This window comes from Streptomyces sp. NPDC029956 (assembly GCF_055574655.1).
Genome location: NZ_JBVHZJ010000046.1, coordinates 19422 through 34590, shown reverse-complemented (window position 1 = coordinate 34590; position 15169 = coordinate 19422). Strand labels below are relative to the sequence as shown.

The window sequence follows — 15169 nt, the reverse complement described above, 5'->3', positions numbered from 1 at the left end:
TAGCAACGCTAGATCCTGAGAGGGGTCACCATGCTCAACGCACTCGAGGTCTTCACGACGGTGGTCGTCGGCCTGATGGTGGGGGTCGAGTTCTCCGTCGCGTTCGTCATCAACCCGATCCTCAAAGCCCTTCCGGAGGAGAGCGGCATACTCGGCCGCGCACACGGGGGCCGGATGCTCGGTGCCGTGATGCCGGTCTGGTACATCGGCTCACTCGTCCTCGTCGCGGTCTGGGCCGTCGCCGGCTGGAGCCGAGGCGGCGCCGGACTCGTCGTCACCGCCGGCGCGCTGTTGATCGTCAGCGTGATCATGTCGCTCCTGCTGCTCGTCCCGATCAACAACCGGGGCAAGACGTGGACGCCCGACAACCGACCCGCGGACTGGAAGGAGCAGCAGAACCGCTGGGACCGCTTCCACTACGTCCGCGTCGCCGTCATCATCGCCGCCTTCGCCCTGCTGGTCGCCGCCCTCGTCTGAACCCGCGGGCCGACACCGCGCCGGTGCGGCGCGCCCAGCGGCTCCTCTGCGGTCCCGCTGATCCTCAGTCGGTCACCCCCGGATCACCCCATCGAATGACATCCGGGGCCGCCTTGCACGGCCCCGGACGGACACCGGAAGGTCGGTCGGTCACCCACCCGGCCGCAAGGCCGGCCGGGCCGTCACCCGCTCCGCGTCTCTGTCGGAGCCGTACGTGCGAAATGGCGGGCCGTGGGCACGAGCGCCGCTGCGGCCGGTACGAGGAAGCAGGTTGCGGCGCACACGGCGAGGACCGGCGTCACTCCGAAGTGGTCGATGGCGGGTGCGATCAGGGCGAGGCCGATGGGAGCAAGGCCGTAGGACACCAGGAAGTCCAGTGACGAGACCCGGGCCAGCTTGTCCGGCGCGACCTCCCGCTGGGTGGCGGTGAACCAGGGCACGTTGAACAGCTCGATGCCGATCCCGGCGACGGCGTACGCGGCGACGACCACGACCGGGTGCACCGGCAGCATCAGACTCAACGGCGCGACACCGTACGCGCCGAGCCCGGCGAACGCGGCCCAGCCCTGGGAGCGGGGCCGCAGGCGGGCGATGACGAGGGCGCCGCCGAGCGCCCCCACGGTGTACGCGGTCATCGCCGCGGCGAGAACCCACTCGGTGCCGTAGCGGTCCCGGCTGATCAGCGGCAGCGCGACGCTGGTGGCCGAGTAGCCGAGCGCGATGACGGCGACGAGACCGGCGAGACCGGCGAGGAACCACGGGTGGCGGCGTGCCTCCCGTATGCCTTCCAGGAATTCGGCGCGGAACCCGGCACGCGGGGACGGCCCCGGGACGGATGCGGCGGTCGCCTCCGTGGTCCCCGCCGCCTCCGCCGAGCCCTGCTCGGCACACGCCTCCGCGCCCGGATCCACCTCCGTCGCCGCTGCGACGACGCCCCCCTTGCCCGGGGCGAGCGCGGCGACCAGCCACAGCGCGCCGATGGCGAGCAGCAGCGTACGGACGTCGAGGAAGGCCGCGAGCAGCGCGGTCAGGGTGGGCCCGGCGAGTGTGGAGCCGCGTACGGCCATCGTCATGGCGGCGTTGGCCTGCTGGCGTCGTCCCGGTTCGACGGTCTCCGCCGTGAGCGCCTGGAACGCCGGGCGGCAGGCGCCCTGCCCGGCGCCTGCGAGAGCCGCGGCGAACGTCATCAGCAGGAGTGACCGCCCGAGGCCGACGGCGAGCAGGGGCGCGGCGGCGGCCGCCGCGAGTGCGGACCAGAGGACGACCGCGCGGCGGGAGTGCCGGTCGGCCAGTACGCCGCCGACGGTGACGGCGGCGAGGAATCCGGCGGTGCGGGCGGCGAGGACGAGGCCGAGTCCCGCGGCACCGAGATCGCGGTGCAGTACGGCGAGCCCGAGGACGAAGGGCAGGGCCCAGGTCGCGAGGCCGGATGCGGTGGTGCCCGCCCACAGGCGGAGGAAGGCGGGGTCCCGAAGCACCGAACGCGGGGGTGGGGACGGGGACTTGGTCGTGGTGGGTGCGGGTGTGGTGGCCACGGCGTGCTGCTCCTCGGAGGTGGGGGAGCGGTCCGTCGAACCGCCCCCGGGGTCATTAATGAAAATGATTGCCATTACAGTACCCTTCGAACGCGGCACTCCTGCCCGGTGCACGACAACACCCATGCCCGCCCCTCCCAGACCGGAGAACCCATGCGCCACCCCGCCCGTATCGGCATCGCCCTGACCCTCGCCCTCGCCACCGCGGGCTGTTCGACCGCAGGCGGAGGCGGGTCCGCTGCGGACACCGAGCCCGGCGCCGCACCCGGCGCGGCGCGGTCGGCCTCCGTCACCAGCTGCGGCCGCCAGGTGTCGCTCGCCGAGCCGCCGCGGCGGACCGTCGCCCTGGACCAGAGCTCGACCGAGACCCTGCTCGAACTCGGACTCCAGGACCGGATGGCCGGCACGGCCAACCTCAAGACCAAGATCCCCGCCCCGTACGAAGCCGCGTACGCGAAGATCCCCGTCATCGCCCCGAAGATCGCCACCGGCGAGCAACTGCGCGCCGCCACCCCCGACTTCGTCGTCGCGGGCTCCGCCGACCTCTACACCGAGGACCGCGCAGGCACCCGCGAGGAACTGGACGCCCTGAAGGTCCCCACCTTCGTCAGCGCCGTGGACTGCCCGCAGCACAACCCGCCCGGCCGGACCCCCTTCGAACTGCTCTTCTCCGACTACGAGAACCTGGGCAGGCTCTTCGGCGCCGAGGACCGTGCCGGCAAGCTCGCGGCGGACCAGCGCGCCGCGGTCGCCAGGGCGGGCGCGAACGCCTCGAAGGTGCGGCGGGGCGCGGACCGGCCGACCGTCGTCTACCTCTACTCCGTCTTCAACGGCATGCCGTACGTGGCGGGCGGGACCGGCCTCCCCAGCGAGATGAGCCGGATCGTGGGCGCCGAGAACGCCTTCGACGACGTCCAGGAGGACTGGCCCGAGGTCTCCTGGGAGGAGGTCGCCCGACGCGACCCGGACTTCATCGTGATCGGCGACCTGTCCGAGCGGGGCCGCCCCGGCGACAGCGCCGCCGAGAAGCGCGCCATGATGAAGGCGCACCCGGTGATCTCACGGCTGGCCGCCGTCCGCGAGGACAGGATCCTCGAGGTGCCGGGCATCGAACTCGACCCCTCGGTCCGCTCCGTGCACGCCCTCGGACTGCTCGCGCAGGGCATGAAGGACCTCGGGCATGCCCGCTGACCACCGGACTCCGGGGACGGCCTCGGGAGGGGTGTCGGTCGGCCGGCCCGAGACAGGGGTTACGGGCACCCCGGCCGGCCGGCCGGCCCGAAAGCCCTCGCCCATGCCCGCGCGGGCGTCAGCCGAGCCGCCCTTTGCCGAGCCGCCCGACGGCTCGCCGGGAGGACTGGCAGCGGCCGACCTCCTGCTCCCGACGGCCCGCGGACGCGGCCGTTCGGCGGAGACCGTCACCTCCGGGCCCGGAGGTCCCCGCACCGGGGACCCTCGCACCGGAGGGCCGCCTCCCGGAGGCCCCCGCGCCGTCGGCGCCCGCCCCCTCCTGCTGCTCCTCTCCACGGCCGCCCTCGTGGGATCGATCGCCGCGGCCGTCCGCATCGGCACCGCCGACACCGGCTGGACCGACCTGGGCCGCGTCCTCGCCACCCATCTCGGCCTGGACGTCGCGCCGCTGCCCCCGCTGATGGACTCGCTCATCTGGGACCTGCGGCTGCCGCGGGTCCTGATGGCCGCGCTCGTCGGTGCCTCGCTCGCCGTGTGCGGCACGGTGCTCCAGGCGGTCACCCGCAACGCACTCGCCGACCCCTACCTGCTCGGCGTCTCCTCCGGCGCGTCGACCGGCGCCGTCGCCGTCGTCGTCCTCGGAATCGGCGCGAGCACCCTCGGGGTCACCGGCGGCGCGCTCGCCGGCGCGTTGCTCTCCTTCGCGCTGCTGCTCCTCCTGTTGAGGCGCACCGGCCTCGACTCCGTCCGCATCGTGCTCACCGGCGTGGTCGTCGGACAGCTGCTCACCGCGCTGACCTCGCTGATCCTCATGGCATCGGCGGACGCGGACACGACGCGGGCCGTCACGCACTGGCTGCTGGGGTCGATGGCACCGGCCCGCTGGAACACCGTCGTGGTCTGCGCGATCGTCACCCCGCTGGGCCTGATCGTGGCGTGGCTGTGCTCGAGCGCCCTCGACGGGCTCGCCTTCGGCACCGACACCGCCGCCTCCCTCGGCATCGGTGTGCGGCACACCAGGATGCTGCTGCTCGTGGTGACGGCCGCGCTGACCGCGGTCGCCGTGGCCACCGTCGGCGCCATCGGCTTCGTCGGGCTGATCGTGCCCCACGGGGTGCGGTTCCTCGTCGGACCGCTGCACCGGGTGCTGTTGCCGTACGCGGCATTGGCCGGCGCGGTGTTCCTCGTGTGGACGGACGCGCTCGCACGCATCGCCTTCGCACCCCGCGAGGTCCCCGTCGGCGTGATCACCGCACTCCTCGGTGTACCCCTCTTCCTCCTCGTCCTGCGCAGGAGGGGGGAACTGTGAGGATCACCGCCGAGAACCTGAGCTGGTCGGTGGCGGGCACACCGGTGGTACGTGAGGTCAGCGCGAGCATCGCCTCCGGCGAGACCGTCGGCCTCCTCGGCCCGAACGGCTCGGGCAAGTCCTCCCTGCTGCGCTGCCTGGCCGGGCTCCGAGCCCCCGACGCGGGTTCGGTCCGTTACGACGGGACGTCGGTGGGGGAGTGGAGCGCGCGCAGGATCGCCCGCCATGTCGCCTTCGTCGCACAGGACTCGGGCGCCGACAGCGATCTGCGGGTCGCCGAGGTCGTCGGCCTCGGCCGCACCCCGTTCCGGGACCGCTGGCGCGGAGCGGACGCCACCGACCGGGCGGTGATCACCGCGGCCCTGGAGGTCGTCGGCCTCGCCGCGCTCGCCGACCGCCCCTGGAAGGCCCTGTCGGGCGGCGAGCGTCAGCGCGCCCACATCGCCCGCGCGCTGGCACAGCAGCCGTACGCCCTGCTGCTCGACGAACCCACCAACCATCTCGACGTCAAGCACCAGCTCGAGCTGATGGAGCTCCTGACCGGCGCAGACCGGACCGTCCTGGTCGCCCTGCACGACCTGTCGCTCGCTGCCCGGTACTGCGACCGGCTCCTGCTCCTGCACCAGGGCCGACTGGTCGCGGCAGGCACCCCCGAGGCCGTCCTGACGGCCGATCGACTCGCCGAGGTGTTCGAGGTCGACGCCGAACTCACCACCGACGCCCTGGGGCACCCGACCGTCACCTACCGCCGTTCCCTCGGCGCGCCCGTCCCGACGCCGCGCCCCACTCTCTGAAGAGGACACGACCTTGACCACCTCCACCTCAGCCTCCGCCTCCACGCCCACCGAGCCCGAGTCCAGCGCTCCTCTCCCCGCCACCCTTTCCGTCCCCGTCGCCGTCCTTGTCCCCGACCCCGCCTCCCTCTCCCCGTCTGTCTCCGTCGACAAGCTCATCGCGGCCGCCCTGGCCGGCGAACACGGCCCGCTCCCCGCCGAACTCGTCGCGACCAGCGTCTTCTGGATCCACCACGGAACCCGCCTGGCCGGCGGCGACACCACGTACCTCAACCAGTACGTCCTGGTCCGCGTCGGCGGCACCTTCGGCGGCTGCGCGTTCGAGGCCGGTGAACTCACCCCGACGATCTGCCACGACTACTCCGGCACGCCGCTCGACGTGCTGCTGCGTGAGGCCCCGCGCCCCCTGCGGATCGCCGCCCTCGACGCCTACCTCGCCCACACGCGACCGCACCGGGTCGCCGCCGAGGAAGGGGACGCCGAGCCGGTCGGCCTCCCGAGCGGCGCTCCGGAGATCCGCGCGAAGGCCCGCGACGCGGCCATCGCCGGTCTGCTCGACATCGAGGAGGGCGCGAAGGTGGGCCTCATCGGTGTGGTCAATCCGCTGGTCGCGGCGATCCGTGAGCGCGGCGGCGAACCCCTGCCCTGCGACTTCAACCTCAGGACGACGCAGTGGGGCGACCCTGTCACCGACGACATGCACGAGGTGCTCGACCGCGCCGACGCGGTCGTCGCCACGGGCATGACCCTGAGCAACGGATCCTTCGACACGATCCTGGACCGCTGCCGCCACCGTGGCATCCCGCTGATCGTGTACGCGCAGAGCGGCAGCGCCGTCGCCCGTGCCTTCCTCGGCTCGGGAGTGACCGCCCTGTCGGCGGAGCCGTTCCCCTTCTCCCAGTTCAGCGCCGAGGAGACCGTCCTGTACCGCTACCGCACGGTGGACGGCGCATGACCCCCGCCACACACCGGGACCGCGCCCCGCGGAGCGCCTCGACCACCGGTACCGCCCCCGTTGGGCTCGACCTGCCCACCGGTACCGCCCCCGTTGGGCTCGACCTGCCCACCGGTACCGGACACGCCCCCTGTCACCACGGCGAACTCCTCCAGGGCGTCTTCCTCGACGCCGACGGACGCAGGTGCGCGGGCCTCGTCACCCTCCCCCTGCCCGTCCCCGGCAGCCGGGCCGATTTCGTCCGGCGGCCCGGCACACCGCCCGAAGCGCTCACGGTCGCCCCCGCCGACCGTGGGAAGGCCGCACGTGCTGCGGTCCTCGCCGTGACGGAGTGCGCGCGACTGGCCGGACTCCCGCCCAGCGGCGGGCAGTTGAGGCTCACCGGTGACGTACCGGTGGGCCTGGGCATGGGCAGCTCCACCAGCGACGTGATCGCGACGGTCCGCGCGGTGGCCGACTCGTACGGGCTCCACCTCGCCCCCGACACCGTCGCCCGCCTCGCCGTCCGGGCGGAACGGGCCAGCGATCCGCTGATGCTCGACGCCCGCCCGGTCCTCTTCGCCCAGCGGGAGGGCCGGACCCTGGACGTCCTGGGTCGGGCCCTCCCGCCCCTGGTCGTGGTGGGCTGCGTCCTCGGCGGGGGAGCACCCGTCGACACCCTCGCCCTGCCCGTACGGGAGGCCACCGACGCCGACGTCCAGGAGTACGAGCGGCTGCGCGCCGCCCTGCGCCGGGCGATCGCCGCGGGGGACGTACGACTCCTGGGGCAGGTCGCGACGGCCAGTGCACGGATCGGCCAACAAGCTCTGAACCACCCTGAGTTCGAGTCGCTGACCGCGATCGCCCGGCGCTCCGGAGCGGCGGGGGTGCAGATCGCGCACAGCGGCGCCGTGGCAGGCGTCCTGTTCGACCCGGCCGCGCCCGGGGACCTGCGCCACCGCGTACGCGCCTGCCGTCACGCCCTGAACACCCACGGCATCCCCACCACCCGCACGTTCACCACCAAGGAGTCGCTCGATGGACCAGCACATCGCCGAGGCGATCGGCCGGCCCGACCTGATACGTCTCGACGACCGTCTCGTCTGCCTGCGTTTTGAGACGATGAAGGTGGTCTCCGCGCTCGCCGCCGTACGCCACCTCCTCGACACCGGAGTCGTACGGCGCGGCGACACCCTGCTCGACAGCTCCAGCGGGATCTACGCGCACGCCCTCGCCCTGGCCTGTCACCGGCACGGCATGCACTGCCACGTCGTCGGCTCCACGACGGTCGACAGGACGCTGCGCACCCAGCTCGCCGTACTCGGCGCCACGCTCGAACAGATGGAACCCTGCGACGACCTGAAACTCGACCAGAAGCGACGCGTCGAACGGATCCACGAGATCCTGGCGGCGCACCCCGAGTACCACTGGATGCGGCAGTACCACGACGACATCCACTACCTCGGCTATCAGGCCGTCGCCGACCGCATCCGCGAGGAAACGGGCACGGAGCGGCTCACCGTCGTCGGCGGAGTGGGCTCGGGCGCCTCCACCGGTGCCCTCGCCCGCTATCTGCGTGACGCCTCGGGCCATGTGCCGGGCGATGCCCCGAACGACCGCCCACCCGGCTGCCGTACCGGCGCCGCCCCGACCGACGTCGAACTCGTCGGCGTCCAGCCCTACGGCAGCCTCACCTTCGGCGCCCAGCACACCTCCGACCCCGAGATCATCATCGCGGGCATCGGGAGCTCCATCCCCTTCGGGAACGTGTCCCACGAGCTGTACGACACCCTGCACTGGGTCTCGTTCGACGCCGCCCTGTCGGGCGCCGTCGACCTGCTGCGCCGCCACGCCGTCTTCGCGGGCCTGTCGACCGGCGCGGCCTACCTCGCCGCCCGGCACGAACACGACCGCGCCCCCGATCGCACCGTCCTCTTCATCGCCCCCGACACCGGCCACCGCTACCTCGACTCCGTCTACAGCCGCCACCACGAAGCGGCGCCCCTCGCCCACCTCGCTCCCCGGGACATCGCCGACCAGGCCGAACTCGCCCTTCCCTGGTCGCGGATGCCGTGGAACCGCACCCCGACCCCACCGCTCACCGCGTAACCCCCCGGCCCCGGCCCCGGCCCAGGAACCTGCCCGTGGGGCTGCGCACCCTGGACGGCCAGGGGCGGCGCCGGCGTGAGCTGACCGGCGACCTCATCCGACCCGGCGCGAACGCGCCGCGATCGAGTGCCGCGAGGGCACGCTCGCCGAGCGCGTGTGGGACGGCGATCCGGTGACGGCGCGCACGCATCTGCGCGCCGCCACCGCGATCGCTGAGCACAACCTCACCGAGGCCCACCGCTTCGTCCACTACCCGGCCCGGACGACCTCGCCGACGGCGACGGCCTCGACCAGGCCCTTGGGACGCCCGAGTGCGGGGTGGTGCGCCGCCGTCGCGTGGTCAGATGCCGCAGCTGGACGCCGACCAGAAGCGGCCGGACCTGTGGTCGAGGTGGGTGTGGTCGCCGTGGCCGGGGTAGCCGGGGCCGAGGATCCCGTTGAAGCCGTGGTTACGGGCCTGCTGGGCCAGTCGGCACAGGGAGTGGGGTCCGGCGCCGAGGTCGGCCGCGTCTCCGTAGAGATGGCGGCTCGAGGCGGCGCCGCCGACCGCGTCGTTGCATGCCTGGCTGCGGAAGCCGCTGGTGACGCGGATGCTCTGGTCGCCGAGGGCGTGTCGCAGGGCCTCCAGCTTCCACATCGTGCGCAGGGCGTTGGACTTGGCGGTGGCCGCGCTCACTGCGCCGCCCGCCCAGGTGGTGTTGCAGTTGTTGAGCTCGGCGTAGGAGAAGTGGACGGGGGTGCAGTCGTCGTCCTGGAGGGCGTAGATCCTGCTGAACGTCGCAGGTCCCGCGACACCGTCGGCGGCCAGTCCGTAGGCGGCCTGGAAGCGCTTGACGGCGGCTGCCGTTCCGGGGCCGTAAGCGCCGTCGATCGCGAGTACCCCGCCGTAGCCGGGATATCCGGCCACACGGATCTGCAGCGCGGTGACGTCGGCGCCGGAGGCGCCCTGGGAGAGGGTGCGTGACCAGGTGTAGCAGCCGTCGGCCTGGGCCGTGCCGGCGGTGGCGACCACCCCACCCAAGGATGCGGTCATGATCATGACAAACGAAAGGAGCAGGCGGAGCGGTAGGGAACGCAAGGGGCGTCGGGGCATCGATCCTCCATGGCCTCATGAGTACGAGGTGACCCAGGGGTGAGGGTCCCCCCGAGACTGACGCCCCGGTCGACGCGCGTCAACCACGCCGGAGCAGGCGTCATTTGTCGAGCCAATGGCGCCCGGATGAACGAGCCCCCGCCCCCGTCGTGACCCCCGCGGCCACCGCGGCTCCACGTGCAGCAGTAGCTCCTGGAGGGAGAACAGGACGCCCGCCCGCGCCGCGCCCGCAGGAGTCCCACGACCGTGACCGGCGACAAAGACGCCGGCAGCCGCCCCCACGGCGAGTGTCCCCGCCGCCCGACGCCGTCCCACGGGCTCACCGGCCATTGTCAGACCCTCGCGAGAGGATCTCCTCATGACGACGATTCCCGCCGACGAGGCGCTGTCCAGCCTGCCCGACCAGCCCACCGTGTCCGACCGCGCCGCGTACGAGGCCGCTCTCCAAAACCTCCGCGCGGCCTCGCAGTCCTACTACGCGGACGGCGACAGCGCGATGGACGACACGTCGTACGACCGCCTTCGGATCGCCGTCCTGGCCTGGGAGGAGCAGCACCCCGCGGAGGTCTCCCCGGACAGCCCCACCGGCCTGGTGGCGGACGGAGTCGCCCCCGCCGGCGATGTCGCGCACACCACCCGACTGCTGAGCCTGGACAACGTCTTCGACGCCCCGGGACTGGCGGCCTGGGGCGCCTCCGTCGAGCGCCGCCTCGGCCGCGCCCCGGCCGGTGGTTTCACCGTCGAGCCGAAGATCGACGGAGCGGCCGTGGCCGCCCGCTACCGCGACGGCCGCCTGGTACAGGTCATCACCCGTGGCGAGGGCAGGCACGGCGAGGACGTCAGCCATGTGATCGGTCAGATCGACGGCCTGCCCGAGCAGCTCGCCGAGCCGGTCACCGTCGAGGTCCGGGGCGAGGTCGCCTTCACCCAGGAGCAGTTCGAGACGGCGAACGAGGTCCGCACCGCCCATGGCGCGCAGGTCTTCGTCAACCCCCGCAACGGCACGGCGGGCACGCTGAGGGCGAAGGGCCGCCCGTACCGGCTCCGGATGACGTTCTGGGCGTACGGGGTGGTGGAGCTGGACGGTGTTCCGTTCCTGTCGGCGGGAGCGACCCACGCCGAGGCCTTGGCGGCGGTGGCCGACGCCGGTGTGCAGACGACCGCGGCCTCCCCGGCCGGCCTGCTCGTCGTCTCCGACCTGGCCGCCGCCCAGGCGCAGGCCGACGCCGTCGCCGCGATGCGTACGGAGCTGCCCGTCGGGATCGACGGCCTGGTCATCAAGCTGAACGACACCGCCGAGCAGGAGGCGGCCGGAACCGGTTCCCGTTTCCCGCACTGGGCCATCGCGGTCAAGCTGCCCGCGATCGAGCGGCAGACGGTGCTCGAGGACGTCGTGTGGGAGGTCGGGCGCACCGGCGTCCTCGCCCCCACCGCGATCCTCACAGCGGTCGAGATCGACGGATCGACGGTCACCCGGGCCACCCTGCACAACCCCGCGGACATCCGCCGTCGCGACCTCCACATCGGCGACACCGTGACGGTGTACAAGGCGGGCGACATCATTCCTCGCGTCCAGGCGGCGGTCGTCCCGCTCCGCCCGGCCGGAGCGACGCCGGTGCCCCTGCCCGAGGCATGCCCGCGCTGCGGCGGCGAGATCAGCACGGCGCAGGAGCGGTGGCGCTGCGCGAAGGGCACGGCGTGCGCTCTGCCGGCCCTGATCGAGTACGCCGCAGGGCGCGAGATGCTCGACATCGACGGCCTCGGCAAGACGTACGTGGCGGCTCTCGTGGAGTCGGGTGACGTCCGCGACGTCGCGGACCTCTTCACGCTGACCGTCGAGCAGCTGACGGCCGCCTCCGGCAGCGCGAAGCGGGGTGCGAAGCTCGCCGAGCAGATCGCGGCCGCGAAGGACCGTCCTCTCAACCGCGTCTTCTGCGCCCTGGGCGTGCTCGGCACCGGACGCAGCATGTCCCGCCGCATCGCCCGGCACTTCCGCACCATGGACGCGATCCGGCAGGCCGACGCCACCGAGATGCAGGACGTGGAGGGGATCGGCCCGGAGAAGGCCCCGGTCGTCGTCGAGCAGGTGGCGGCGCTGGCCCACGTGATCGACAAGCTGGTGGCGGCCGGTGTCACCATGACCGAGCCCGAGGACCCGTCGGCGGCCCAGGGCGGCGGCCCGCTGGAGGGCAAGGTCGTCGTGGTCACCGGAAAGATGGCGGGCCCGCTGGACGGCTTCGGCCGTTCCGAGATGAACGCTCTGATCGAGAAGGCCGGCGGCCGTGCGGGCAGCAGCGTCAGCGCGAAGACCTCGATACTCGTGGCAGCCCCGTCGGCGAACGGCAAGCCGAGCTCCAAGGCGGTCAAGGCCGCCGAACTCGGCGTGGAAGTCCTCACCCCGGAGGCGTTCGCCGAACGGGTCGCCGACTTTCTGAGCTGAGGGGAAGAGGCTGAGGGGAAGAGGCTGAGGGGAAGAGGCTGAGGGGCTGAGGGGCTGAGGGGAAGAGGGGAAGAGGGGAAGAGGGGCTGATGACCTGCGGCCCGATGAGCTGATGAGTGCGGGGCGCGGCGGTTCGCCGCGCCCCGGGGCCGCTGCGGGGCGACGATGAAGCGCCGTGCCGAAGCCGGGGAGTCCGCACATCAAGGCCACCACCGTGCGTCGCCGTCGCGCTCGGGACCCTCCGCGGCCATCGCTCATGTCGGGAGCGCAACGACCGATGAGTTCGCGGGCCGCACTCGGTCCACCCTTCACCACCCATGCGCCCAAGGAGCGGCAGATGACCGAATCGACGACATTCGACCTCGGGCCACAGACCCGCATCGTGGCCCGTCTCGCGGCGGCCGTCCCCGACGTGAGGCTCGCCGACCCGACGCCCTGCCCCGACTACGCGGTCCGGAACCTCCTGGGCCACCTCACCGGACTCGTCATCGCCTTCCGCGACGCGGCCCGCAAGGACCTGGGGCCCACGACGGACACGGCCCCCGGCACAGCCGTGCCCACCCTGCCGGCCGACTGGCGTGAGGTGCTGCCGCAGGTGCTGGACGAACTGGCCGAGGCGTGGAGGGATCCGTCCGCCTGGACGGGCATGACCCGTGCGGGCAGCGTGGACCTGCCCGGCGAGATCGCGGCCGGGGTGGTCGTCGACGAACTGGTGATCCACGGATGGGACCTTGCCCGGGCCACCGGCCAGGAGTACGTCCCCGACGAGACCGCTCTGGGGGCCGCGCACGCGTTCCTGCTTGCGGCCGCGGAGGACGAGACCCGCGGCGGAGGCATCTTCGGGGCTGTGGTGCCCGTTCCGGACGACGCGCCGCTGTTGGACCGGGCGGTGGGCCTGAGCGGCCGAGACCCGAGCTGGACGCCACCGGCGGACCGCAGCCGGTGAGGTGGGGGCGGCAGGTGTGCGGCTGAAGAGCCTGCCCGCGGTCGCCGCCGAGGGCGGAGGTCCGCCTCCGAGCCGAACGCCTCGGCCGCCCCGCGGGCCCGGGCACCCGGCGCGCGCGTGGCGGAGCGCGCCGCGGGATCTCCCGGCGTACGAGGGCTGTTCTTCCATGCCCGGAGGCCCCACCATGCTCCTGACTACTCGTGCGTAACACGTCGTAGGGGGAAGTGTGTTGAAGCCCGGTTCCCGGATCGCCGCCAGGTTCGCCGTTGCGATGCTCGCCACCGTCGTGTCCCTGCTCGTCCCCACCGCCGCGGTCCGCGCCCAGGAGCCCGTCAGGAGCGCGGCCGCCCGCACGCCGGTCGTGTTCGTCCACGGCTACAACGCCGACCCCGGCGTCTGGGGCGGCCTGCGCGAGGACTTCAAGGCCGACGGATACACGGACGGTGAACTGTTCTCCTTCGGCTACGACACACACCGGTCGGTGAACGAGGTGCTGTCCGGCGAACTCGCCGCGTACATCGAGGGCGTGAAGCGCAGGACCGGCGCGAGTCGAGTCGACCTCCTCGCGCACTCCTTCGGCAGTCTCGTCACCCGCTGGTACGCGAAGTACGACCCGGCAGGTCAGGCCTCGGTCGCCCACTGGGTCTCCCTCGCCGGTCCCAACCACGGCACGAGCACCGCATGGGCGTGTGCGCTGTGGGACCAGGCGTGCCGCGACATGACTCCCGGCTCGTACGTCCAGAAGGGTCTCGCGTCGGGCGACGAGACGCCCGGAACGGTGCGGTACGCCACCTGGTGGTCCGCCTGCGACGAGGTCATCAACCCCGACAGCAGCGTGCCCCTGACCGGTGCGACGAACAACGCCGCGGGCTGCCTGGCCCATAACGACCTCCTCGGCGACGACACCGTCTCCCAGGGCGTCCGGGCGTTCCTGCGTTCCTGAGCGGTGAGTCGCCGACGGCCTGTTCGAGGCGTACCGGCCCCGCCCGGACGCGTACCTGGAGGAACAGGTGCGCCGTGCGATGTCGGTAGGTGTGGACGAGGGTGGGACCGGAGGCCGAGCAGAGGGCGGGTGAAGCCTCGACGACGACCTCGCATCCGGCAGGTGGCCACGGCGGGCCCTCCGAGGAACACGGCACCGCCCGCACCTCACTTCCGGTGCGGGCGGTGCCGTGCGTCGACGAGCTAGGCCTGGAGGATCCTGCGCTTCTGTTCCTCGAACTCACTGTCCGTGAGCACGCCCTGGTCCCTGAGCTCGCCGAGCTGCTTCAGCTGATCGATCTTGCTCGTCATGTCGGGGCCCGCCGGGGCGGGCGCGGGTGCGGCCGCAGGCGGCGGTGGCGGCGGGGCTGCGTACTGCGGTTCCTGCTGCGCAGCCCACCGGCCCTGCTGGCGGCGGCTCACCCGGTTCGACACGGCGGTTGCGGTTCCGGCGACGACGGCCGTACGCGCGACGCCGCGGAGGAGGCCTGGCATGGAGGTTCCCTTCTTTCCTCTACTGACGTCGGCCGGCGCTCAACGAGCGTCGTCCGTGCTGTCGAGCGCGGCCAGGAGGGCCGGTACCGGGATGCGTCCGGAGGCGACCACCTGGGCTCCGCCGCGGTTCAGAGCCGCCGCGAAGGGCGCGGCCCAGCGGTTCTCGTAGACCAGGACGCCGGCGGAACTGCCAGGCTGGAGCGCGCTCGCGGCCTCTTCGAGGTCGTCCTGACCGATGAGTCCCGAGGACACGCCCTCGAAGACGGCCAGGTCGAGCTCGCCGTCTCCGGTGAGGTCGGCGATCTCCAGGCCGCTCACCGATCCGTCCTCCTCCTTCCTGACAAAGGTCAGGTCGAGGATGCGGATGAGGCCACGGTCCACGAGATCGACCAGGAGGGGCAGGCCCTCGCCGGTCATTCGGTTGCCCGGGAACTCCACGATCAGATAGTCGATCGGTCCCAGTTCTTCGGCTTCGTCGTTCACGGCGTAACCCCTGGTGTCGTGGCTCTCTCAGTGGATCCATTGCAACACCGGGCGGGTCCCCGCGCATGTCGGTACGAAGGCACCTCGTCGCGACGGGAACCGGCCTCGGCCACCAGGTCCTGTCGTCACATTCCCGCCTGCCTGACGCCGCGAGGCCGCTCTTCGGGCGACGACGGGAGATTGACGACAGGACCTGGCCCAGGAACCTCCGTGAAAACCCGTTGGCGGACCACGACGACCGTTGCTAGCCTGGCGGAGGCCGTGCGAGAGAACGAGGAGGTGGTACCCGTGAACGCAGTTTCGACATGGGTGCTCCCCTCCGGGGTCACGGTCGGGCGATAGGTCGTCCGGGAGCGCCGTTCCAGAGCCCTCCCGAAAGGCA

14 protein-coding genes and 1 pseudogene are annotated in these 15169 nt (G+C 72.6%); 11 read left to right on the top strand and 4 right to left on the bottom strand.

Features of this window, described 5'->3' with window-relative positions:
* Window positions 1-30: 30 nt before the first annotated feature.
* Window positions 31-477 carry an anthrone oxygenase family protein gene (locus ACZ4XX_RS29465; protein ID WP_468510899.1) on the top strand — a complete coding sequence of 149 codons (447 nt, stop codon included), beginning with the start codon at window positions 31-33 and terminating at the stop codon, window positions 475-477.
* A 182-nt stretch (window positions 478-659) separates the two neighbouring features.
* Here ACZ4XX_RS29465 and ACZ4XX_RS29460 read toward each other — a convergent pair whose 3' ends face one another.
* Window positions 660-2012, bottom strand: a complete 1353-nt coding sequence (locus tag ACZ4XX_RS29460; protein ID WP_468510898.1) for an MFS transporter — start codon at window positions 2010-2012, stop codon at window positions 660-662.
* Between the two features lie 153 nt (window positions 2013-2165).
* Between ACZ4XX_RS29460 and ACZ4XX_RS29455 the strand changes: the two genes are divergently transcribed.
* The 6 genes from ACZ4XX_RS29455 (at window position 2166) to ACZ4XX_RS29430 (ending at window position 8349) form a co-directional block, all read left to right on the top strand.
* Entirely contained in the window at window positions 2166-3203 is a 1038-nt protein-coding gene (locus tag ACZ4XX_RS29455) for an ABC transporter substrate-binding protein (protein WP_468510897.1), read from the top strand.
* 103 nt (window positions 3204-3306) lie between these two features.
* Window positions 3307-4512, top strand: coding sequence for a FecCD family ABC transporter permease (locus ACZ4XX_RS29450; RefSeq protein WP_468510896.1), 1206 nt, complete (start codon window positions 3307-3309; stop codon window positions 4510-4512).
* The gene (locus tag ACZ4XX_RS29445) at window positions 4509-5306 is read left to right on the top strand and encodes an ABC transporter ATP-binding protein (RefSeq protein ID WP_468510895.1); all 798 of its coding nucleotides are present in this window, start codon (window positions 4509-4511) and stop codon (window positions 5304-5306) included. The genes ACZ4XX_RS29450 and ACZ4XX_RS29445 overlap by 4 nt, the downstream gene beginning before the upstream one ends.
* A gap of 157 nt (window positions 5307-5463) precedes the next feature.
* Complete coding sequence (locus ACZ4XX_RS29440; RefSeq protein WP_468510928.1) at window positions 5464-6261, top strand: Rossmann-like domain-containing protein; 798 nt, start codon at window positions 5464-5466, stop codon at window positions 6259-6261.
* Window positions 6258-7358 carry a GHMP family kinase ATP-binding protein gene (locus tag ACZ4XX_RS29435; protein WP_468510894.1) on the top strand — a complete coding sequence of 367 codons (1101 nt, stop codon included), beginning with the start codon at window positions 6258-6260 and terminating at the stop codon, window positions 7356-7358. The genes ACZ4XX_RS29440 and ACZ4XX_RS29435 overlap by 4 nt, the downstream gene beginning before the upstream one ends.
* A complete protein-coding gene (locus ACZ4XX_RS29430; RefSeq protein ID WP_468510893.1) occupies window positions 7279-8349 on the top strand; it encodes a pyridoxal-phosphate dependent enzyme in 1071 nt (356 codons plus the stop codon). Before ACZ4XX_RS29435 ends, ACZ4XX_RS29430 begins: the two co-directional genes overlap by 80 nt.
* Before the next feature lie 340 nt (window positions 8350-8689).
* On the opposite strand, the gene ACZ4XX_RS29425 is transcribed toward ACZ4XX_RS29430, so the two are convergent.
* Entirely contained in the window at window positions 8690-9382 is a 693-nt protein-coding gene (locus ACZ4XX_RS29425; protein ID WP_468510892.1) for a D-Ala-D-Ala carboxypeptidase family metallohydrolase, read from the bottom strand.
* 418 nt (window positions 9383-9800) lie between these two features.
* Here ACZ4XX_RS29425 and ligA point away from each other — a divergent pair, with 418 nt between their 5' ends.
* The 4 genes and pseudogenes from ligA to ACZ4XX_RS29405 form a co-directional block, all read left to right on the top strand.
* Window positions 9801-11882 (top strand): NAD-dependent DNA ligase LigA, encoded by a 2082-nt coding sequence (ligA, locus tag ACZ4XX_RS29420; protein WP_468510891.1) that lies wholly within the window; start codon window positions 9801-9803, stop codon window positions 11880-11882.
* Between the two features lie 337 nt (window positions 11883-12219).
* Window positions 12220-12828, top strand: coding sequence for a TIGR03086 family metal-binding protein (locus tag ACZ4XX_RS29415; protein ID WP_468510890.1), 609 nt, complete (start codon window positions 12220-12222; stop codon window positions 12826-12828).
* A 226-nt stretch (window positions 12829-13054) separates the two neighbouring features.
* The gene (locus ACZ4XX_RS29410) at window positions 13055-13771 is read left to right on the top strand and encodes an esterase/lipase family protein (RefSeq protein ID WP_468510889.1); all 717 of its coding nucleotides are present in this window, start codon (window positions 13055-13057) and stop codon (window positions 13769-13771) included.
* Between the two features lie 10 nt (window positions 13772-13781).
* Window positions 13782-13946 (top strand): annotated as a pseudogene (locus ACZ4XX_RS29405) (MerR family transcriptional regulator); the annotation flags it as partial.
* Between the two features lie 67 nt (window positions 13947-14013).
* Here the strand turns inward: ACZ4XX_RS29405 and ACZ4XX_RS29400 are convergent.
* Complete coding sequence (locus tag ACZ4XX_RS29400; RefSeq protein WP_468510888.1) at window positions 14014-14304, bottom strand: SHOCT domain-containing protein; 291 nt, start codon at window positions 14302-14304, stop codon at window positions 14014-14016.
* A gap of 39 nt (window positions 14305-14343) precedes the next feature.
* The gene (locus ACZ4XX_RS29395) at window positions 14344-14787 is read right to left on the bottom strand and encodes a DUF6325 family protein (protein WP_468510887.1); all 444 of its coding nucleotides are present in this window, start codon (window positions 14785-14787) and stop codon (window positions 14344-14346) included.
* Between the last annotated feature and the right edge of the window lie 382 nt (window positions 14788-15169).